This window comes from Deltaproteobacteria bacterium, assembly GCA_029210625.1.
GTDB lineage: Bacteria > Myxococcota > Myxococcia > SLRQ01 > SLRQ01 > JARGFU01.
Map to the genome: position 1 here is coordinate 144,400 of JARGFU010000014.1, position 21,366 is coordinate 165,765.

At 73.0% G+C, this 21,366-nt stretch carries 15 protein-coding genes; 7 read left to right on the plus strand and 8 right to left on the minus strand.

Going from position 1 to position 21,366, the window contains the following annotated elements:
* Both P1V51_14765 and P1V51_14770 read right to left on the minus strand, forming a co-directional pair.
* A partial coding sequence (locus P1V51_14765; protein ID MDF1564309.1) for a hypothetical protein occupies positions 1-1,124 on the minus strand: 1,124 nt, incomplete at its 3' end.
* 59 nt (positions 1,125-1,183) lie between these two features.
* Positions 1,184-1,519: a hypothetical protein gene (locus P1V51_14770; GenBank protein ID MDF1564310.1), complete on the minus strand. Its 336-nt coding sequence runs from the start codon at positions 1,517-1,519 to the stop codon at positions 1,184-1,186.
* A 136-nt stretch (positions 1,520-1,655) separates the two neighbouring features.
* Between P1V51_14770 and P1V51_14775 the strand changes: the two genes are divergently transcribed.
* Positions 1,656-2,855 carry a YkgJ family cysteine cluster protein gene (locus P1V51_14775; protein MDF1564311.1) on the plus strand — a complete coding sequence of 400 codons (1,200 nt, stop codon included), beginning with the start codon at positions 1,656-1,658 and terminating at the stop codon, positions 2,853-2,855.
* A 1-nt stretch (position 2,856) separates the two neighbouring features.
* Here the strand turns inward: P1V51_14775 and P1V51_14780 are convergent, their stop codons facing one another.
* Positions 2,857-5,865 carry a protein kinase gene (locus P1V51_14780; protein MDF1564312.1) on the minus strand — a complete coding sequence of 1,003 codons (3,009 nt, stop codon included), beginning with the start codon at positions 5,863-5,865 and terminating at the stop codon, positions 2,857-2,859.
* A gap of 168 nt (positions 5,866-6,033) precedes the next feature.
* On the opposite strand from P1V51_14780, the gene P1V51_14785 reads away from it, so the two are divergent.
* Genes P1V51_14785 through P1V51_14795 form a run of 3 tightly spaced genes read left to right on the plus strand, consistent with a single transcriptional unit; the run spans position 6,034 to position 11,614 of the window.
* Entirely contained in the window at positions 6,034-6,594 is a 561-nt protein-coding gene (locus P1V51_14785; protein MDF1564313.1) for a hypothetical protein, read from the plus strand.
* Between the two features lie 14 nt (positions 6,595-6,608).
* The gene (locus tag P1V51_14790) at positions 6,609-9,893 is read left to right on the plus strand and encodes a PDZ domain-containing protein (GenBank protein MDF1564314.1); all 3,285 of its coding nucleotides are present in this window, start codon (positions 6,609-6,611) and stop codon (positions 9,891-9,893) included.
* Positions 9,894-9,907: 14 nt separating this feature from the next.
* Positions 9,908-11,614: an adenylate/guanylate cyclase domain-containing protein gene (locus tag P1V51_14795; protein ID MDF1564315.1), complete on the plus strand. Its 1,707-nt coding sequence runs from the start codon at positions 9,908-9,910 to the stop codon at positions 11,612-11,614.
* Positions 11,615-11,629: 15 nt separating this feature from the next.
* Here the strand turns inward: P1V51_14795 and P1V51_14800 are convergent, their stop codons facing one another.
* On the minus strand, positions 11,630-11,944 hold the full coding sequence (locus P1V51_14800) for a helix-turn-helix domain-containing protein (protein MDF1564316.1): 315 nt from the start codon (positions 11,942-11,944) through the stop codon (positions 11,630-11,632).
* On the opposite strand from P1V51_14800, the gene P1V51_14805 reads away from it, so the two are divergent.
* The 3 genes from P1V51_14805 to P1V51_14815 all read left to right on the plus strand — a co-directional run bounded on the left by P1V51_14805 (position 11,921) and on the right by P1V51_14815 (position 13,908).
* Positions 11,921-12,928 (plus strand): integron integrase, encoded by a 1,008-nt coding sequence (locus P1V51_14805; protein ID MDF1564317.1) that lies wholly within the window; start codon positions 11,921-11,923, stop codon positions 12,926-12,928. The genes P1V51_14800 and P1V51_14805 overlap by 24 nt on opposite strands.
* Positions 12,929-13,195: 267 nt before the next feature.
* The gene (locus P1V51_14810) at positions 13,196-13,486 is read left to right on the plus strand and encodes a hypothetical protein (protein MDF1564318.1); all 291 of its coding nucleotides are present in this window, start codon (positions 13,196-13,198) and stop codon (positions 13,484-13,486) included.
* A 50-nt stretch (positions 13,487-13,536) separates the two neighbouring features.
* Positions 13,537-13,908, plus strand: coding sequence for a hypothetical protein (locus P1V51_14815; GenBank protein ID MDF1564319.1), 372 nt, complete (start codon positions 13,537-13,539; stop codon positions 13,906-13,908).
* Between the two features lie 21 nt (positions 13,909-13,929).
* Here the strand turns inward: P1V51_14815 and P1V51_14820 are convergent, their stop codons facing one another.
* The 4 genes from P1V51_14820 to P1V51_14835 are packed head-to-tail and all read right to left on the minus strand — an operon-like array spanning position 13,930 to position 21,361.
* Entirely contained in the window at positions 13,930-14,379 is a 450-nt protein-coding gene (locus P1V51_14820; GenBank protein ID MDF1564320.1) for a hypothetical protein, read from the minus strand.
* A gap of 10 nt (positions 14,380-14,389) precedes the next feature.
* Positions 14,390-18,172 carry a MopE-related protein gene (locus P1V51_14825; protein ID MDF1564321.1) on the minus strand — a complete coding sequence of 1,261 codons (3,783 nt, stop codon included), beginning with the start codon at positions 18,170-18,172 and terminating at the stop codon, positions 14,390-14,392.
* A 40-nt stretch (positions 18,173-18,212) separates the two neighbouring features.
* On the minus strand, positions 18,213-20,333 hold the full coding sequence (locus P1V51_14830) for a transporter substrate-binding domain-containing protein (protein MDF1564322.1): 2,121 nt from the start codon (positions 20,331-20,333) through the stop codon (positions 18,213-18,215).
* Positions 20,330-21,361: a radical SAM protein gene (locus tag P1V51_14835; GenBank protein ID MDF1564323.1), complete on the minus strand. Its 1,032-nt coding sequence runs from the start codon at positions 21,359-21,361 to the stop codon at positions 20,330-20,332. Before P1V51_14835 ends, P1V51_14830 begins: the two co-directional genes overlap by 4 nt.
* Positions 21,362-21,366 lie beyond the last annotated feature (5 nt).

The following is a 21,366-nucleotide window of genomic DNA, read 5'->3' on the forward strand; positions in this document are numbered from 1 at the left end:
AGCTGGGTGTTCGTGTCGGTGTCCACGTCCACGGCGCAGGCCCAGGCGGCGCCGTCCCACTTGGCCACCTCGCCCGCGGCGCAGCCCAGGGTCGCCAGGGTGTCGGTGTCGATCGTGTGGGCGCCCATCGAGTAGCCGTTGTTGGCGACGAAGGCGTCCACCTCGGCCTCGCTGAGCTGGGTGTTCGTGTCGGTGTCCACGTCCACGGCGCAGGCCCAGGCGGCGCCGTCCCACTTGGCCACCTCGCCCGCGCCGCAGCCCAGCGCCGCCAGGGTGTCGGCGCCGGTGTTCAGGTCCGGCGCGCACTCCCAGGCGCCCACCGGGCCGTTCCACTTCGCGACCTGACCGTCCAGGCAGCCCAGCGCCGCCAGGGTGTCGGTGTTCGTGGTGTGCGGCCCGGCAGCGAGCACCGCGCCGCCCACGGTCGTGCCCGGAGCGAGATCGAGCGCACCGTTGGTGACGAAGGCCTCGACCTCGGCCTCGGTGAGCTGGGTGTTCGTGTCGGTGTCCACGTCCACGGCGCAGGCCCAGGCGGCGCCGTTCCACTTCGCGACCTCACCGTCGGCGCAACCGAGGGCCGCCAGCACGTCGGTGTTCACGGTGTGAGGGCCGGTGGCGAGGTCGGTCGGGACGTTGGCGAGCTCGGCCCAGTCCACCGGATCCGCGGTGCGCCGGAGCTCGCCGGGCGCGACGCCCCCGAGGGTCGCGGCGTCGTCGGCGCTCAGGGCGCTGTCGGCCCTCCCCGCGTACTGGGCGAAGCCCGCGTAGGGGGTGGTCCCCACCGGCAGGCGGGGGGTCAGCTCGGCCTCACCGTCCACGGCCACGCCCAGGAAGAGGCTGCCCTGATCCCGGAAGAGGGCGAGGTCGAGGGTGTCGACCTGGCCGAGGTAGACCGTGAAGTGTCCGCCCTCGACGAGCACCTGCTGGGTCTCGGTGAAGAGGGGCGTGGCCGTGCTCGGATCGTCGTAGAGCGAGAGCACGAGGGTGGTCTCCCCCTCGGTCGGCGTGCCGTCGGCGGCGCTGAGGTAGCCCTGGACCGGCACGAAGGCGGGCGCGTCGGCCAGCGCCGGGAGGGTGAGCAGAGAGGAGAGGAGGAGAGCGAGCGCGAGACGCAGAGAGCGCATGGTGGACCTCGAGAGAGGATGGAGAGCGTGAGAGGGGCGGGGGTCGATGCCGGTGCCGGTCATCGTCCGACCTCCGGCCCGGCCTCGAGGCTGCGGCCGGAGCCGTCCGCCTCACCCATGGGCTGAGGGGCCCCGATGGTCAGGCGCAGCTTGCGATCGGCGGAGCCGGCCTCGCCGCCCCCGCCGACCAGCCGCAGGGAGGTGGGCCGGCGGGTGACCTCGCCGCCGTCGCTCCCGCCGCCATCGCTGCTGCCCCCGTCGGTGCCGCCGCCGTCGGTGGTCCCACCGTCGTCGACGCTGCCGTCCGGGGTGCCACCCCCGCCACGACAGTCACAGGCCGAGAGACACACCACCGCCAGGAGCAGCGGCAAGAGCCGACCCCTCTTTCGAATCATCGAAAGACCCCGTTTCCTTGCGGCCCCACCGCCTGGACCGCGCCAACCTATGAGGCTCGCCGGAGGCCGGCAAGGCCCGCGGCCCAACGATTTTGCCGGTATCCGTGCCGGTGCCGCCCTGGGATACTCGATCTCGTTGAGCACCAAGACCATCCGGGCGCCCGAAGCTCGCTTCACCTGCGAGGGCGACGGACGGTGCTGCACGCGCTGGAGCGTCCCGGTCTCGGCGGAGGTCGTCGAGCGCCTGCGCGCCCACGACTGGACCGGCGTCGGCGCGGGTGACCCCTTCCTGCCCGTTGCGGGCAGCGGCGAGCCCTTCCGCCTGCGCCTGGTGGACGAGCGCTGCTTCTTCCTCGACGCCGAGAACCGCTGCGAGATCCAGAAGCGGCTGGGCCACGAGGCCAAGCCGGCGGCCTGCAAGGCCTTCCCCCTGCAGCTCACCTCCATCGGCGGCCAGACCCACGCCCGGCTCTCCTTCTACTGCCCCACGGTCTGCGCCGATCGGGGCAAGCGCCTCTCGGAGCAGCAGCGCTGGCTGAAGACCGTCGAGCGGAGCGCGGAGGTGCACCCTCGCTGCGCCCCCCTGCGGCTCAGCCCGGACATCGAGATCGGCCTCCGGGATCAGGGTGAGGTCGATCGCGAGCTGGCGCGGCGCCTCGGAGAGACCGGCGCCTCGATGGCCGACCGGCTCGCCACCTGCGTCGGCCTGCTGCAGGTCATCCAGAGCCAGCACAGCGAGGGCGGGATCGCCGTCGCGATGGGGCTGAAGCGCGCGAGCGCCATGGAGAGCGGGGAGCTGGCGAGGCTCGGACGCGAGGGTGGCGAGGCCCCCCGCGCCGGGCCGGTCCTCTCCCTCTTCCTCGCCTCGGACTGCCTGCCGGGACCCTGGGCGAAGGCCGGCCACTTCTTCGGGGTGCGCTTCTTCGGCCTCGGTCTCTCGAAGCTGCGCTCCCGGGCCATGGGGGCGAAGGCCTCCCGCGGGCGCATCGCCGCCGTCACCTTCGCGCCCGGCGAGGAGGGCGACGCGCTCCTCACCCGCTACTTCATCGCCAAGCTCGTGGGGCGCCGGCACCTCGCCGACCAGCTCGACCTGCTGCGGGGCTTCAACCTGCTGGTGGTCGCCTACGGGATGATCGTGCTGCTGGCCCGGCTGAAGGCCGCCAGCGAGGGGCAGCCCGGCGTGCGCCAGAGCGATCTCCTGGCCGCGGTGCAGGCGACGGAGCTCCTCGTGCTGGAGCACACCGCCATCCACCGGACCTCCTCCTTCTCCCACCTGCTGGAGAAGATCCTGGACGAGCCCACCCTCTGCAGCTCGATGCTGGCCCGGGCGGCCTGACCTATTCGGCCGCGCCGCCCTCGGTGCGGGCGAGCCCGGCGCGCGCCTCGTCGTAGTAGGGCACCCCGGTGTCGGTGGTGCCCACCACGTGGCGGTAGTCGTCGGCGGCCGCCGGGGCGTTGCCCAGATCCTCGTTGGCCTTCGCCCGGAGCATCCGGGCCTGGCGGGTCAGGGGGCTGGTGGGGTGATCGGCGATCAGCTTGGAGCAGGTGCTGACGGTCTCGGGCTTCTGGCCGTTGCCGTAGTAGGCCTGGGCCAGGCCCATCAGGGCGGGGACGTACTTGGGCGAGCCCGCCTGCTCCTCGAGGAAGCGCCCGTAGGCCTCGGCGGCGGCCCAGTGGTTGCCCGCGTCGAGGTTCGCCTTGCCGATGTAGTAGTCGGCCTCCCGGGCCTGGGGACGCTTGGGGAACTCGGCCTTGAGCTTCTGGAAGCCGGCGATGGCCGCGTCGAGCTCGCCCTTGCGGTACTTGCCCAGGGATTCCTCGTAGAGCAGCCGCGCCGCCTCCGCGTTGCCGGTGTCGGCGGCGGCCATCCCGGCCTCGTGCTGCTTGCGCAGCGCCGCGTCCTCGGTGTCGTCGAGGCCCTTCTTGAGATCGGTCGAGACCCGGTCGGCCTCCTCGGTCGCGCTGGAGACGAAGCTGCCGATGCCCGAGAAGATCGCCCAGACGACGCCGGCCACCACCAGCAGCCCGACGACCTTCAGGCCCCAGGCCTCCCAGGCGGCCCGCACGTAGTCGAGGGCGGTCGGATCGGGGAGCGGCTCGGTGACCTCGGCCGCCTCGGGGCGCCCGCCGGGGATCACCGGGCCCGCCGCCTTGAAGCCGCCGGTGTGCACCCCCGCGACCAGCGCGGCGGTGTCCGGCCCCATCCCGGGGCGCGCGCCGGTGACGCCGGTGGCGCGGGTGGCCCCCTTCTTCGGCCCCTTCGCCTTCACCTCCACGTGCTGGCCGGTGAGCATCGAGAGCTGGCTGGCGGTGTAGCCGTCGTCGGGGCGCAGGCGCAGGTAGCGCTTGAAGAAGCCCACCGCCTTGTAGAGGTTTCCCTCGTTCCGGTAGAGGTTCGCCAGGCGCTGGAGGATGCCGGCGTTGTCGGGCTCCTGCTCGAGGAGCTGCTCGAGCTCGACGATCTTGGGGTTGGCGCTCTGCCCGAACTGGATCCCCTCGGCCTCGCAGACCTGAGTGAGCAGCTCGGTGGCCTCGGCGTTCTCGGGGTCACGCAGCACCGCCCGGTAGAGGGCGAGGGAGGCCTGGCGCCGCTCGGCGGGGCCGGCCTCGAGGAGGCGGCGGCCCTCGGCGAGCCAGTGGACCGAGACCTCCTGGATCAGCCCGGCGACGGTCCGGTCGGCGTCGGAGAGGGCCTCGGCCAGCAGGTTCGGCCGCGTCGCGCGGTGCCGCTCCAGGTAGGGCCCGATGGCCTCGAGCACCGCCTGGCCGCTGGGGGGTCGCTCGGCGGGCTCCGCGGAGAGGAGCGAGTCGAGGAGGGCCTCGATCTCGGGGGGGACCGTCGGCTCCTTCTCGTAGATGGGCGGGACGATCCCCTTGAGCAGGCGCGCCACGGTGGTGGCGGCGTCGTCGGCGGCGTTCGGGTTCTCCCCGGAGAGCAGCTCGTAGAGCACGATGCCGGCCGCGTAGAGATCCGAGCGGGCGTCGAGGCCCTCGCCCCGCGCCTGCTCCGGGCTCATGTAGGCCGGCGTCCCCACCAGCATGCCGGTCTGGGTGAGGGCCGCGCCGCCCACGGTCTTGGCGATGCCGAAGTCGGCCACCTTCAACACGCCCGAGGAGGTCAGGAGCATGTTTGCCGGCTTCACGTCCCGGTGCACGATGCCCTGCTGGTGGGCGAAGTGCAGGCCGGTGACCAGCTGCGCGAAGATCTCCACGGCGAGGGGCGCGGGCATCCGCTGGACCTTCTTCATCAGGTCCTCGACCGTGCCCGCGTCGACGAACTCGGAGGCCATCCAGTAGCGGCCGCCCTCCTCGCCGTAGGAGAAGACCTCGACGACGTTGCCGTGGTGGATGTCGATGGTGCTGCGCACCTCGTGGAGGAAGCGCTGGACGAAGCTGGGATCGTTGGCCAGCTGCGGCTGCATCACCTTCAGCGCCACCTCCCGCCCGTCGTTGCCCTGAGCCAGGTAGACGGTGGCCATGCCGCCGCCGCCCAGGGGCTTCACCACCGTGAACTCGCCCACGGCCATGCCGGGGACGATCGGCGTCACCTCCGCGCCGGGGATCGAGACCGCGCCGCTGCCGGTGGCCGCCACCGAGGCGGTGCCGGTGGTCCCGATCGAGGCGCTGCCGGTGGTGGCGACGCTGGCGCTGCCCGTGGTCGCCACGGAGGCCGCCCGGGCGCTGCCGGTGGTCGCCACGCTCGCCGCCCCGGTGGTCGCCACCGAGGGCGTGGGCGCAGGAGCCGGGGGTGGCGGCGGAGTGGCCGCAGGAGGCGCGGTTGGCGCGGGAGGCACGGCTGCCGCGGGAGGCGCCGCCGCTGCGGGAGGGGCACCGGGCGCGGGCTGGCCGTAGGGGAGCGTCCCACCGGCGCCGGGGGCGGGGGCAGGGGCTGTGGCAGGTGCGGCCGGAGCCTGCTGAGCCGCGTGCCCGGAGGCCATCAGCCTGGTGGCGCCGGCCGTGGCCGCGGCCAGCCGGCCCAGCGCCCGGCGCACCGCCGCCTCCTCGGCGAGGAAGGCCTGGTGGGGCGGCAGGGCCCCGGCGGCCTGGGAGGTCACCCAGGAGGGCTGAGCGAAGGCCACCGCCAGGGTCTCGCCCTGGCGTCCGAAGGGCACCGCCAGCAGGCGCTGGCAGAGGGCGAGATCCACCCCGGTGAGGGCGGCGGGATCGAAGGCGTCGAGGTGCGCCGAGGGGACGACGCGCAGGCCGTAGGCCGCCCCGAAGGCCTGGAGGATGGCCTCGATCGCGACGCCCTCTCCGGCCAGGTGGGTGAGGAAGACGCCCCCCTCCCCCTTGGTCTTCGCCTGCGCGGCCCCGACCTGTTCACGAGTCGCCGCACCCTGCGCCATGAGCGCCCTGGCGGCCTCTGCCAGCGGATTCTTGGCCCCTTGATCCGGCATCCCGGCCGGAAGTCTCCCGCATTCCCCGGGGAAGCGCAAAGCCCCCCTCGACGCCCTGCCGGGCGGCTGCTAGGGGAGTGCAGCGCCAGTCCTCGTCCCCGGCGCCGGAGGGCCCCGATGATGGAACGAGCCTGGAGGTGGCCGGCCCTGCTCGGCGTCTTGCTCCTCGCTGCGGCGGGAGCCTGCCAGGGCGCCCCGGCGGCGCCCGAACCCTGCCCCGAGTGCGCGGCCTGCCCCGAGTGCGCCGCGTGCAGCGCCTGCCCCGACTGCCCCGGGCTCCCGGCGGCCTCCGGGGTCCCCGAGCCTCCCGCGGATCGCCCCGGCGACCTGCCGGGCAGCGCCGCGGTCGACCGTAGCTCCTTCCGGATCGCCACGGCCGTGGACGCGATGAACGCCCTGGCCCGGGGGGATCTCGAGGCGGCCCGGCGGGGCTTCCGCAAGGACCTGGAAGAGGCGCTGCCCGCCGCGCGGCTGGCCCAGGTCTATCAGGGGGTGGTCGAGGCCCACGGCGCTCCGGGCGAGCTGATGGACGCCTGGGAGACCACGGTGATGGACGAGGGGCGCAGGCTGGAGGCCGCCGCGGTCCTCTTGCGGATGAGCGCGAGCCCGGTCCGCTTCCGCCTGCTGGTCGTCTACGACCGGCAGGCCATCCAGGGCTTCTGGCTACGGCCGCTCTAGGTTATCACCGCGCGATGGCACGCCCCTCCGGCTACTACCGCATGCCCACCCTCCACGGGGACCGCCTGGTCTTCGTCTGCGAGGACGAGCTCTTCGAGGTCTCTGCGTCCGGCGGGCGCGCCCGGCAGCTGACCGACTCCATCGGCCGCAAGGTCTGGCCGCGCCTCTCCCCCGGCGGCGACCTCCTGGTCTTCGGGAGCGCCGACGAGGGCGAGACCGAGCTGTGGTCGATGCCGGCCGGTGGCGGCGAGGCCCGCCGGCTGACCTACTTCGGCAGCGACGCCCGTCCGCGCTCCTTCGCCCCCGACGGCCGCTCGGTGATCGTCGCCTCGACCCACCGCGCCGCCCTCCCCAAGCACACCGAGCTCTTCCGGGTGCACCTGGAGGAGGAGGGCAGCCCCCGCGTCGAGGCCCTCGAGCTGGGCCTGGGCTGGGACCTGGCCGAGGGCGGCCCCGGCGGGGCCGTGGTGCTGGGCCGCCACACCCTCGATCCCGCGCGCTGGAAGCGCTACCGGGGCGGCACCGCCGGGCAGCTCTGGCTCAAGCCCGGCGACTCGGAGGAGTTCGTCCTCCTGTCCTGCGAGGGGAACGTCGCCTCGCCCTTCTTCCTGGGCGAGCGCCTCTACTTCGTCTCGGACCGGGAGGGGCACGGCAACCTCTACTCCGTCGCCCTCGAGGGCACGCAGATCGTCGATCGCCGGCGCCACACCGACCACGACGACTTCTACGTGCGCAACGCCAGCAGCGACGGCGCCCGGGTCGTCTACCACGCCGGGGGCGACCTCTTCGTCCACGACCCCGCGTCCGGCGAGACGGCCGCGGTCGAGGTGGACATCGCCTCCTCCCGCCGCGCGCGGCACCGGCGCTTCGTCGACGCCTCCGACTTCCTGGAGGACTACGAGCCCCACCCCCAGGGTCACCGGCAGGTCGTGGTCTCCCGGGGCAAGGTCTTCTCCTTCGGCAACTGGGAGGGCCCGGTGCTGGTGCACGAGGGCCCCGGCGGCGGCCGGCACCGCCTGGCCCGCTGGCGCCACGACGGCGAGGCGGTGGTGGCGGTCACCGACGCCCCGGGTGAGGAGGCCCTCGTCGTGCTCCCCCTCGACCCGGCGCTGGAGCCCACCCTCATCGAGGGCCTCGACCTCGGCCGGATCGTCGAGCTCCAGGCCTCCCCCACCCGCCCCGAGGTGGCGCTGGTCAACCACCGGATGCAGCTGCTCCACGTCGATCTGGCGACGGGGAAGCTCGTCGAGCTCGATCGCGGCGTCCACTCCCGCCCGGGGGACCTCGCCTTCTCACCCTGCGGCAGCTACCTGGCCTACGCCTACCCCGACACGCCGCGGACCAGCTGTATCCGCCTGGCCGCCATCGACGGCAGCGGACCGGTGGATGTCACCCGCCCGGTGCTCCACGACGGCCGCCCGGTCTGGGATCCCGACGGGCGCTTCCTCTTCTTCATCGGCGCCCGGGTCTTCAACCCGGTCGAGGACGGGCTGCACTTCGAGCTGGGCTTCCCCTGGGGGGAGCGGCCCTACGCCCTGCCCCTGCAGGCCGACGTTCGATCGCCCTTCATCAAGGAGCCGATGCCCCTGAAGAAGGACGATCCTCCGGAGCCCGAGCCCGAGCACGAGAAGGAGAAGGCTGAGGCTGAGGCGGAGGCGGAGAAGAAGGACGACGACAAGATCGAGCCCATCAAGATCGATCTCGAGGGCATCCAGGATCGACTGCTGCCCTTCCCCGTCGCCCAGCGCCGCATCGTCGATCTCGGGGCCGGCGAGGGGCGCCTCTTCTTCCAGTCCGAGCCCCTCGAGGGTGCCCTCCACGACCCCTACGATCCGCGCGAGCCCGGCCCCCGGGACGAGCTCTGGGTCTGGGACCTGGAGGAGGAGAGCCTCGAGCTGGTCACCGCCGGCATCGAGTCCTTCACCCTCTCCCGGGACGCCAGCACCCTCGTCTACCACGCCGGCCGCGACCTGCGGGCGGTGCTGGCGAGCGACAAGCTCCCGATCGAGGACGGCTTCAACCGGCGCGCGGGCTGGATCGATCCCGGCCGCCTGCGGATCAGCATCGATCCGGCGGCCGAGTGGCGGCAGATCTTCGACGAGGCCTGGCGCCTGCAGCGCGACCAGTTCTGGTCCCCCGACATGTCGCAGGTGGACTGGGAGGCGGTGCACGCCCGCTACCGCCCGCTGGTCGAGCGCGTCGCCTCGCGCACCGAGCTCTCGGATCTGCTCTGGGAGATGCAGGGCGAGCTGGGCACCAGCCACGCCTACGAGTACGGCGGCGACTACCCCTACCAGCCCCACTACCGGATCGGGCACCTGGGCGCCGATCTCTCCCTCGCGGCGGACGGCCGGGGCTTCGTCATCGAGCGCATCCTGCGCGGCGCGCCCGGCGAGGCCGACGAGGACTCGCCCCTGGCCTCCCCCGGCCTCGACCTCGCGGCGGGGGACGTCGTCCTCGCCGTGAACGGCCAACCCGTGGGCGCCCGGCGCAGCGTGGGCGAGGCCCTGCTCCACCAGGCCGGCCAGGAGGTCGCCCTCACCGTCCGGCGGGGCGACGGCCCCCTGCGGCGGGTCACGGTGAGCACCCTGCGCCACGAGCAGGACCTGCGCTACCGCGCCTGGGTGGAGGAGCGGCGCGCGCTGGTCCACGCGCGCAGCGAGGGCAAGGTCGGCTACCTCCACCTCCCGGATATGCGGGCGGCGGGCTACGCCGCCTTCCACCGCGACTTCCTGCGTGAGTGCGATCGCGACGCCCTCGTCATCGACGTGCGGGGCAACGGCGGCGGCAACGTCTCGCAGCTGATCCTGGAGAAGCTGGCCCGCAAGCGCGTGGGCTTCGACCAGCCCCGCCACGGCACGCCGATCCCCTACTTCCAGGAGTCGCCGGCCGGCCCCCTGGTCTGCCTCACCGACGAGCTGGCCGGCTCGGACGGCGACATCTTCTGCCACTGCTTCAAGCTCCTGGGCCTGGGCAAGCTGGTGGGGATGCGCACCTGGGGCGGCGTCATCGGGGTCTGGCCCCGGCACGCCCTGGTCGACGGCACCTACACCACCCAGCCCGAGTACGCCTTCTGGTTCCAGGACGTCGGCTGGTCGGTGGAGAACCACGGGGTGGACCCCGATCTGCAGGTCCCGCTGCCGCCCCACGCCAGCCAGGCCGCGGAGGACCCCCAGCTGGAGCAGGCCGTCGTCGAGGCCCTGGCCGCCCTGGAGGCGAACCCGCCCCTGCGCCCCGAGTTCGGGCCCCGCCCCGACCGGCGGCCCCCCACCCTGCCGCCTCGCAGGGAAGATCGCTAGACTCTCCCCTGACGATGTTGCGGATCCACATCCGCTCCCCCGAGGAGCCCCCGCGGGTCGAGGCGCTGTCCGACGGCGAGCACGTCATCGGGCGCCACAGCTCGGCCGACCTGCGCCTGGCGAGCAAGCGCATCTCCCGCCGGCACGCGATGCTGAAGATCGACGGCCGGGAGGCGGTGCTGACCGACCTGGGCAGCCAGAACGGCACCTGGGTCAACGGCCAGCGGGTGGTCGGCCCCAAGCGGGTCCTGGCCGGCGACCGCATCCGCCTGGGCGACTTCGCCCTGCGGATCGAGGCCGAGGAGGGCCACGTCCCCTGGGCCGAGGACAACGACCTCTCGAGCCTCGCCCCCTCCCACAAGGCCTCGCTGGTCGAGGGCATGCGGGTGGAGACCGAGGGCGTCGTCCGCGACGCCTTCACCGCCAACCCCATCCTCGATCGCCTCAAGGAGATCGGCGCCATCGTCGAGGGCGCCGAGGTCTCGGTGCCGGCGGGCCGCTCGGCCCTCGACCCTCTCTCCCTCTTCTCGACGGTCACCGAGCTGATCAACAGCGCCCCCTCGACCGAGGCCTTCCTCGACGAGATCCTGGGCCTGGTCTGCATGGTCGCCGGCGCCGACGCCGGCGCGGTCGTCCTCCTCGAGGGCGACGACCTGACCCCCTTGTGCGTCCGCCGCCTGACGAAGGCCAGCGAGGAGGAGGGGGTGCCCATCTCCCGCACCATCGTGAACACCGCGGTGAGCGAGCGGGCGGTGGTCACCACCCACGACGCCAGCCAGGACGAGCGCTTCGAGCAGCAGCAGTCCATCGCCCTGATGGGCCTGCGCTCGGTGCTCTGCGCGCCCCTCATCCGCCAGGACGAGGTGCCCGGCGTGCTCTACCTCACCCGGCCCCCGGGGGGCTTCGGCCGCGAGGAGCAGATGTCGGTGGCCGCCGTCGCGCACCTCGCCGGCATGGGCCTCGAGCGCTCCCGCCTCCACGAGCAGATGGAGAAGGAGGAGCGCCTGCGCCGCGCCCTCTCCCGCTTCCACGCCCCGGACGTGGTGGACGCCGTCATCGCCCAGGACGCCACCGAGGGCGGCCCCGTCTCGAAGCTCACCCCCGCCGAGGCCACGGTGCTCTTCTGCGACATCTGCGGCTTCACCAGCGTGGCCGAGGGCGTCGACGCCGAGACCCTCGGCGAGATGCTCAACGAGTTCTACCACGCGATGACCGAGGCGGTGTTCGAGCAGGGCGGCACCGTCGACAAGTACATCGGCGACTGCGTCATGGCCCTCTTCGGGGTCCCGGTGAGCAAGGGCAACGACGCCCTGCGGGCCGTCGAGGCCGCGGTGCAGATGCAGCTGCGCTTCGAGAAGATCGACGCCTGGGCCTCCCGCGGCGCGAGGCTGCGCATCGGCGTGAACACCGGCCCCCTCGTCGCCGGCACCGTCGGCTCGGCCCTGCGGCTGGAGTACACCGCCCTGGGCGACGCCGTGAACGTGGCCCAGCGCCTGGAGAGCGTGGCGCAGCCCGGCCAGATCCTCGCCGGCCCCATCACCGCCGCCGCCGTGCAGAACGCCTATCACCTGCACAGCAAGTCGATGATGAACGTGAAGGGCCGCAAGGCGCCGGTCGAGGTCTTCGAGATCCTCGGGCGCAAGGCGAGGCACCAGCGCGAGGGCTCGGGCGAGGGGCAGAGCGTGAAGACCGCCATCTCCCGCATCCCCGACGCCGACTGATCCTCGGGCCTGGCTTCAGGTGGCAGCGATCACCTTGCCCAGCTCCTGCTCGGTGACCCCCAGCGCCAGCAAGGTCCGGATGAGCAGGTCGATCGACACCGAGGGATCGCCTCCCTCCATCTTCGCGACTCGCGACTGACTGGACTCGACCAGCTCTGCCAGCTGGACCTGCGTCAGTCCCTTCCGTTTGCGCCCCTGACGAATGTGCTCGCTCAGGCGCAGCTTGATCTCGAAGTACGTCGACTCTGCGTCGGTGAGCTCGAGGAGCTCCCGCACGGTTCCGACCTTCCATCCCTTCTTCTCGAGGTGAATCTTCTTGCGTCGTTCCATCGGAGCACTCCCCTATATGTCCACATTGGCATAAACCGCCTCTACTTCTTCGGCGAGGTGCTCGAGCTGCCCCTCGAGCGCATGGAGGAGATCGTCCGGGCCAAGCAGCCCCGCCGCCTCCCCGTCGTGATGAGCCGGCAGGAGGTGAGCGCCGTCCTCGAGGCGATGGAGGGCCTGCCGCGCCTCATGGCCATGGTCCTCTACAGCGCCGGCCTGCGCTTGATGGAGTGCTGCCGCCTGCGGGTGAAGGACCTCGACTTCGACTCCAACCAGCTGATCGTGCGCTGCGGCAAGGGCCAGAAGGACCGGGTCACGCTGCTGGCCGCGGCCGTGGCCGAGCCCCTGCGGGCGCAGCTACGCTTCGTCCGGGAGCAGCACCTCGAGGACCTGCGCCGGGGCGCCGGCAACGTCGAGCTGCCCCTCGGCCTCGCGCGCAAGCTGCCGGCCGCGAAGCAGCAGCTCGCCTGGCAGTGGGCGTTTCCCGCGACCCGCACCTACCGGGACCGCGAGACCGGCGAGCGGCGGCGCCACCACCTGCACGAGACGGTGCTTCAGCGGGCGGTCAGCGAGGCCGCTCGGGTGGCTGGCCTGCACAAGCGGATCACCACCCACACCTTCCGCCACAGCTTCGCCACCCACCTGCTCGAGGACGGCTACGACATCCGCACCGTGCAGCAGCTCCTCGGCCACCGCAGCGTCAGCACCACCATGATCTACACCCACGTCCTCGACCGTGGTCCCTTCGCCGTCCGCAGCCCCCTCGATGCCCTCGGGGGCGACCGCCCCCCGGCCGCGCGGACCTTCGACCCCTTCGCCGCGACCCTCGCCCACCCGTCCGGTTCCCGGACCTCGGTCCAGCTATCGGCCGGCTCCCCCGCCCTTTCTCCGTCCATCCAGCCCGGCCCCGCTCCCCGGCGCTACCGCCTGCGGAGGGGGCGCAACGCGCCTTCGAAGTCCGGGCGCCTGGACCCGGAGGACTTTTGAGAACGTGTGTCCCAGACCGTCACTTCTGCCCAAGTGCCTCCGAACTCGCTTATCAGCATTCCCGATCCGCTATGATGTTCGGGCGTTCCTCGGAGGTAGACGGTCGATCCAGGGATCGCTGGGGTCCGTTCTCCCCTTTTCCCGCTCCTTACTCCGACCGTCGAAGGAAAGACCCCCGAGTTTCTTCGTGGATACGATTTCGTCTACTGGAAATCTCAACAGTAGCGGGCCAGCCTGCCGCTACCGCTGCGGCGACCCGGCGACTTGATGCAAGACCTCCAGGCCATCGAGAAGCACAAACGAACGCTCGCGCAGCAGACGGGCGAGGCGGCCTGCCGGACCAGGATGCTGATCGCGGAGCTCTACCTCCGGCGTGGCGACTCCCAGACCGCGGCCTGGTGGTACCTCGAGGCCGCGCGGGGCTGGTGGCGCGCGGCCCAGCCCTTCAAGGCCACCGTCGCCCTCGAGAAGGTGCTCAGGGCGGACCCCGGCCACGAGGAGGCGGCCCGCCTGCTCGAGGAGCTCCACGAGAAGCTCGGACTACCGAAGACGGGGTAGAATCACAGCGCTCGACCCGCCGCTGCCGCAGCGCCGGGAGAGAGGTCGCGATGACCACCGCAGCCCTCGTCTTCAGCCTCGTGATCGTCCTCCAGGGGGCCGTGGGCCTGCTCTCCCCTACCCTCCACCTGGAGCTCGCGCGCCTCCTCCTCCGGCCCGGAAGGCTCCAGCTCGCTGCCGGGTACCGGCTGGCGATGGGCGTGGTCTTCGTCCTCGCCGCGCCCGCCTCCCGCGCCCCCACCCTCCTGCTGATCCTCGGGATCGTCGTGCTCGTGTCGGGCGTGGTCGCGGCCCTCGTCGGGACCGCCCGCTACGGCCGGGTCATCAAGGCCTGGGCCGCCGGGCCGCCCGGGCTGGTCCGCCTCCAGGGCGCCGTCACCGCCGCCGTGGGCCTGCTGCTGGCCTACGCCTTCACCGGCTGACCACGCGCAGCGAGCCTCCCCCTAGTTCGGGAAGAGCAGCTCGCGCAGCCGCACCACCAGGCGCGAGCGGGCGAGCCTCGGGCCGAAGAGCACCTCGAGGGCGGTCGCTTGCGGGCCGGTGGTGAGCGCCAGCACGGCGTGGTTGAAGGCATCGCCGCGCAGGCCCATCTCCAGGTAGGCGAGGGCGAGGTCGGCGTGGGTCCCGCCCTCGTCCGCGAAGGCCTCGGCGGGCAAGTCGTGCAGGATCCAGCCCTGCTGCTCCAGGTCCCCCTCGGCCCACCGCTCCACCACGCCCCGCGGGTCGGTCTCGAAGCGCCACAGGCGAGCGAGGACCTCGAAGTCGAGGTGGCCGACGAGCTCGACGAGGCGCCCGCAGCAGCCCGCGCAGACCGCCGGGCGGTCCTCGGGCAGCCCGGACTCCTCGCTCACGGCATCGCCGCAGAGCGAGCAGGGATGAAGCTCCGGGAGCACCCCGACGATCCTATCCCCTCCGGCGCAGCCGCGGCAGCAGGAGCCCGAGGAGGAGCAGGCCCAGGAGGCTCCCCTCCCCGCTCCCCTCGCTCTCGCAGCTGCAGCCCCGGGAGGTGCCGATGTCGCCGCCGCCGTCCACCACGACGCTGCCGGCGTCGCTCGTCCCGCCGTCGGGCACGAAGCAGGTGCCCTCGGGATCGTCGAGGGTCGTGCGGTCGCAGTCGTCGTCGCGGCCGTTGCAGAGCTGCTCCCCGGCGCCCCGGTAGACGTCGGGCTCGGCGTCGTCGCAGTCGTCGCTGTTCTCCACCCGGCCGGCCGGCGGCTCGGCGCAGGAGACCAGCGGCAGGACCGAGGCGTCGCCCCGTCCGTCGCCGTCGGCGTCGGGCCAGCTGCGGTTCAGGGGGAGCTCCTCGTCGGTGTTGCCGTCGCAGTCGTTGTCGATGCCGTCGCAGAGCTCCGGCGCCCGCGGGTGGATGGTGGCGTCGTCGTCCCGGCAGTCCCCGAAGTTGGGGGCGGTGCCCGGGAGCTGCCGGCAGGAGCGTACGGGCTCTCCGTTCGGGTCGCCGTGCCCGTCGCCGTCGAGGTCGGGCCAGTAGCCGGCCGTGGGCAGGCTCTCGTCGGTGACGCCGTCGCAGTCGTCGTCCCGGCCGTTGCAGGCCTCGAGCGCCCCGGGCCGCACCTCCCGGTCGTCGTCCCGGCAGTCGTCCCCGTTGGCGACCAGGCCAGGGGGCGCGCTGCAGGCCGCGGTGGGGATCGCGCGGGCGTCGCCGTAGTTGTCGCCGTCGAGATCGGGCCAGTAGTCGTTGGTCGCCCCCTCGTCGGTGGCGCCGTCGCAGTCCTGATCGACGCCGTCGCAGAGTTCGGTGGCGCCGGGGTGGATCCAGGGATCGGCGGGCGCGCAGTCGCCGGCTTCGGCGGCGTAGCCCCCGGGCGCCTGGCAGGCGGCGAGGGTGGGCCCCGCGGCGTCACCCCAGCCATCGCCGTCGCCGTCGAGGAAGAAGTCGGTGGTCGGCAGACCCTCGTCGGTGGCGCCGTCGCAGTCCTCGTCGGCGAGGTTGCAGAGCTCGGCGGCGCCGGGGTGCATCGAGGGGTTGGCGTCGTTGCAGTCGAGGTCGTTCGCCGACATCCCGGCGGGCAAGGCGCAGGCCGTGATCGGCGCGGCGCCCGCTGCGCCGAAGCCGTCACCGTCGGTGTCGGGCCAGTAGTCGGCGGCGCTGCCCTCGGTGGTGGTGGGGTCGCAGTCGTCGTCCCGGCCGCCGTTGCAGAGCTCGAGGGCGCCGGGGTGCACCGAGGCCCGCCCGTCGTCGCAGTCGGAGGCGTCGGTGACCATGCCGGCTGGCGCCGCGCAGGCCGCGGTGGGCGCCACGCTCGCGTCTCCGTAGCCGTCGCGGTCGCCGTCGGGCCAGTAGTCGGTGGTCACCCCCTCGTCGGTGGCGCCATCGCAGTCGTCGTCCACGCCGTTGCAGCCCTCGCTCGCGCCCGGGTTCACGGTGGGGTCGCCGTCGTCGCAGTCCCCGGCGGTCACGGTGAAGCCGTCACCGTCCTGGTCGCCGGGGCTGCTGGCGCCCGTGACGTTCAACGAGTCGAGGTAGAGCCAGTTGCCGTAGCCGTTCTGGTTCACGAAGCGCAGCTGGACCGAGGGCTCGCCGAGGTAGGCCGAGAGGTCGATGGTCTCGGTGCGCCACTCGCCCGGGGCCGGAGTGTAGTAGGCCTGCAGGTCCGCGGCGGTGGCCAGCGCGGTGCTCTCCTTGAAGAAGACCTGGCTCCAGCTCCCCCCGCAGTCGGTGGAGACCTCGACCCCCAGGCCATCCCAGAGGGTGTCGTTGTAGCGGGCGTAGGCGAGGTCGAAGCTCAGGGTGACCGGCCCGCCCGTCCGGGCCAGGTCGAGGTAGGGGCCGTAGAGCCAGTCGACCTGGCCGCTGGAGTTGTAGTCGTAGTTGTTCACCGTCGCCGACGCGCTGCTGCCCGCGCTGCCCACCGCGCTGCTCTGCTCCCAGGTGAAGGAGCCGTCGGGGTTCTCCAGCTGCCAGCCCGGCGGCGGGAAGGTGCCCCCCTCGAAGTCCTCGCCAAAGGGGAGGGAGCGCCCCACCGCCGAGAGGGTGGTGAAGCTGGTCGTGGCGACGTCGTTGGCGGGGTTCTCGTCGGTGCCGCCGTTGGGGGCGACCAGGGTCACGGTCACCGTGTGGCTGCCCACCCCCACCACGTGGGAGGAGAAGGTCACGGTGGCGGCCGCGTGGGTGGCCAGGCTGCCGGTCCAGCTGCGCGTCTCCACCGGCACGCCGTCGACCTGCAGCACCAGCTGAGCCGAGACGAGGGCGGCGGTGCCCCGGTTGCGCAAGATCACCTCGGGGGTGATCGACGAGACGCAGGTGCTGGTGCCCCCCACCGGAGCGGTGAGGGTGAGCTGCGCGTCGAGGGGGACGGTGGGGGTGAAGGGGTCGAGGCCGTCGATCCCGGTGGGCGCGGTCCCGGCGGGATCGAGCCAGTCGCGCAGGCGCTCGCTGGCGCTGTTGCCGTCCCAGGAGACGTCGAAGCGGCCGTAGAGATCCTCGAGGTTGTTGCCGCAGGCGGCGCTGCCGCCGTGGAGCTGCCCGACGATGCGGTGGTCGGGGCCGAAGAGGGGCGAGCCCGAGGAGCCACCCTCGGTGGTGCCGTCGTCCCAGTCCTGCACCTCCCAGTGATCGTTCGGCCCGCCCCCGTAGGCGGCCGCCACGGCCGGGTCGTTGTCGAAGGAGATCTTCTTGATGTCCCCGCTGGGGTGGTGGATGCCCACCGAGGCGCTCGGCGGCGAGCTGCTGCGGTTCCAGCCGGCGTAGTAGGGCGTGAAGGAGGCCGGGGGCGCGGTGTCCAGCTCGATCAGGCAGAAGTCGGAGTCGACCCGCCGGGCTCGCAGGGTCGCGCCGGAGAGGGTGTCGTGGGGCGGCGAGCTGCCGGGGTTCGAGCAGGTGGGGCTCTGCCAGTTGAACCAGAAGACCCAGCTGCTGGGATCCGAGTAGCAGTGGTTGGCGGTGAGCAGGTAGGGCGTGCCGTCGCCCGAGGTGTTGTTGATCATCGCGCCGGTGCAGAAGCCGTCGCCGCCCGAGACCAGCATCACCACCGAGCGGATCTCGTTCTCCCAGCCCAGGGCCTCGGGGCAGGCCACGTTGTTGTTGCAGCTGCCCGACTCGCCCAGCACCTTGGCCAGGCCGAAGACGTCCCGGTAGCCGTGGGTCACCGAGGCGAGGTGGAGGCGGGAGCGAAAGGGGGCGTCCTTCGGCTCGCGCAGCTCGAGGACGATGGCCTCGGTGGGCAGGAGCGAGGTGGCGAAGACGCCGTCGGGGCGATGGTTCGCCTCGGTGAAGGCGCCGATCAGCGCCGAGCGATCCTCGGCGTGGATGAAGAGCTCGGCCCCCGGGGGCAGCCGGTAGTCGTCGAAGATCAGGTTGAGGGAGAGCGCCCCGGGGGAGCGGATCACCAGGCGCCAGAGGCGGTCGCCCCCGGGCAGGGTCTCCCAGAGGCCGGCCTGCGCCGGATCCAGATCGACGGGCAGCTTCGCGCCGAAGCGCCAGGGGCGGGCCGTCCCGTCCTGGAGGGCGTCCTCGGCCTGGTAGGCGGCCACGTCCACCCTGGGCAGCGTGCGGACGGGCAGCGCCTTGGCGCCCGCGAGGGGGAGCTTCAGATCCCAGCTGGGAGGGAGGCCGCCCTGGCTCAGCTGGGCGTGGGCGACGGGGCAGAGGCCGAGCGAGAGCACGAGCGCGAGCGCGCGCGCGGCGGGTCGACAGGCCCTCGAGAAGTGGATCATCGGCGTCCTCATGCCCCCGGAGTCGAAGGCCAGAGGATAGCCGATCGAGGGCCTATTCCGGCACCAGCTTCACGTAGTTGTCGTAGCGGTTCTGGATCTCGCTGACGTACTTCACCGGCTCCCGCCCGCGGACGTAGCCGTGGCGCGCCCAGCGGTGGAAGCGCGGTTTTTCCAGCAGGAGCATGGCCTTCTCGACGTGCCCGAACCAGCGATCGGGATCGAGGCGCCGACGGGCCGCCAGCCGGCGGGCGTCCTGCACGTGGCCGAGTCCGGCATTGTAAGCCGCCATGGCCATCCTCACGCGCTGCCGGAAGGGCAGCTTGGGGTCGATCCGGTCGATGAGCTGGCGCAGGTACTTGATGCCCGCGTGGATGCCCTGCTCGGGATCCTTCAGATTGGTGAAGCCCAGCTCCTTCCCGGTGGCGGGCATCACCTGGAAGAGCCCCTGGGCGCCCACCCAGGACACGGCCTCCGGATCGAAGCCGCTCTCCTGGAAGGCCAGCGCCGCCATCAGCCGCCAGTCGAGGCCGTACTTCGCCGAGTACTTCCGGATCAGGTCGTCGTAGGGAGAGATCCGGCCCTCCTCCTCGGCGGGCACCCGCCAGGCGTTGGCCTGCGCGATGCGGCGGCTGCTCTCGAAGTAGCGCTGCCGCGCCATGTTGTACTCGAGGTCGCGGTAGCTCGCGGCGACGAAGGCGTTCACCGCCCGCTCGAGCCTGGGCGAGCCCGGCCGCATGGCGAAGGCGATGGCCTTGGCCGGCTTCGGCTGCTCGCCCTCCTCCTCGGGCTCCGCGCCGGTGAGGTTGAGGCCGGCGCGCACGTCGTCTCGCCAGGTCAGCTCGGTCTGCAGGATGTGGCTGTCGGCCACCGTCAGCGGGATGGCCCCGCGGGCGACCTCGTCGATCAGCTCCTCGGTCTCCTTGGTCTCGTCGGCGGCCACCAGCCGCACGCCCACCCCGAGGGCCTTCAGGGTCCGGTGGTAAGAGGAGGAGGGCCGCACGTGCACGGTCCGCCCGGCCAGCGCCTCCTTGCTCGTGACGGGAGGCGCGGCCGCCGGCTCGACGAGGATCTCGTCCACGTGGAGGTAGGGCCGGGAGAAGGTGACCTGCTCGGCCCGATCCGGCGTGACCGTGAGGGAGGCCGCCACCAGATCGCCGCGCCCCTCGAGCAGCCAGGGGATGAGCAGATCGCGGGAGGGCGCCAGCACCATCTCCAGGCGCACCTTCAGGCGGTCGGCCAGGCGCTGCACGAGGAGGTAGTCGAAGCCCCGGGGCGAGCCATTGTAGAGGAAGTAGGTCACCGGGTTGTTGCGGGTGATCACCCGCAGCACGCCCCGCTGGCGGATGCCGTCGAGGTCGCCGGTGAAGAGCTCCTCGGTGTGGCCGGTCATCGCCTTCTCGGTGAGGAAGCCGCGCAGCGCGAGCAGCAGCTCCGGGGCGTCGGGGCGCAGGGCCCAGCCCAGGGAGCGGGCCTGGTTCACCATGAGGAGGGCAGTGAGCGCGGGGTACTCGTTCGAGAGCTCGGCCAGCTGCGGCCGGGGCAGCACGGTCAGCGGGACCTCGCCCGCCGCGACGGCCGCGGCGATGGCGGCCGCGTCGCGCTCCTCGTCGAGCACCAGCCGGAAGCGGGGCGGCTCGGAGCGGCGAGCCGCCAGCAGCTCGGCCACCGCGGAGCTGGCGGGCACCACGATCTCGCGCTCGCCCAGGTCGCGCAGGCTCGTGGGCAGATCGTCGGGATAGTCGGGGCCGGGAAGGCCCACCAGCCACTCCTCCACCGTGCCCAGGGGCGGGCCGAAGGCGAGGCGGGCCTTGCGCGCCTCGGTCAGCGGCACGGTGATGGCGAGGTCCCCCTCCCCCGCCTCCAGCGCCACCACCGCGGCGGCGGCCGAGGGCTGCTCGAGGATCACCAGCTCCAGGCCCCGGCGGCGAGCGAAGTCCGCGAGCACCTCCCGCTCGCGCAGGAGCATGCCGAAGCGATCGTGGAGGGAGGGCTCGAGGGCCGGGGGCGCCAGCACCTCGAGCCGCCCCCGGGCGGCGATCACCGGCAGGTCACCGCGGCGTGGGGGCGCCGGCTCCGGCTGCTCCTCCACGGGCGGGGGTGCCTCCTTCGCCGGGCAGGCCGGCAGGAGGACGAGCGCCGCGAGGGCGAGGGAGTGGAGCGGCCGGACCCTCATCCCTTGCCCGCCAGCATCCCGCAGGCGGCCTCGACGTTCTTCCCGCCCGAGTAGCGCCGGCTCACGGGGGCGCCCACCACCCGCAAGGCGTCGCGGAAGCGGTCGAGCTCCGCCTCGTCCGGCGGCAGGAAGCGGCCGCTCGCGTCGTTCACGTCGATCAGATCGAGGATCACCGGGGTGTCACCGACGAGCGCCTTCAGCGCCCGGGCGTCCTCCTCGCCGGTGTTGAAGCCGGCGACCATCACGTAGGCCAGGGTCAGGCGCCGTCGCCGGCCGGCCGCCACCCGCGCCGCCGCCGGGAAGACCTCCCGCAGGGGCTGGCTCTCCTCGATGGGCATCAGCTGCCTTCGCTTCTCGGGGATGGCCGAGCCCACCGAGAGGATCAGCCGGAAGGGGACCCGCTCCGCCTCCAGGCGGCGCAGCCCCGGCAGCAGGCCGGCGGTGGAGATCGTGATGTTGCCCCCGGAGATGTTGGGCCCGCCGCCCGTGGAGAGGATCCTCGCGGCGCGCAGGACGGCGTCGAGGTTGGCCAGGGGCTCCCCCATCCCCATGAAGACCACGCCCTTCACCGGCAGCTCGGCCCGGGCGCGCACCTCGAGGACCTGCTCGACCATCTCCTCGGCGAGCAGGTTGCGGGGCGTGCCGAGCCCCGCCGTGGCGCAGAAGGCGCAGTCCAGGGCGCAGGAGGTCTGGGAGGAGACGCAGACCACGTGGTGCTTCCCGTGGATGGGGATGCGCACGGCCTCCACCTTGCCGCCCCGCTCCAGCTCGAAGAGGAGCTTGGCGAAGCCGTCGGCCGGATCGATCCGCTCGGAGGCGAGCCGCAGGCTCGGCCCGGCCTGCCGCTCGGCCACGCTCCGGGCGACCTCCCTTCGCACCTGCGGCAGGAGGCCGTCGCCGGGCAGGCCCTCGGGCGCGAGCGCCTGGCACCAGAGCTTGCGGGCCTCGCGAGGGCGGGCGCCGAAGGTGGCGAGGCGCTCGATGGCCTCGTGCTGCTCGAGGCCGCGCAGGGAGAGGGGGTCGCTCACGGCCC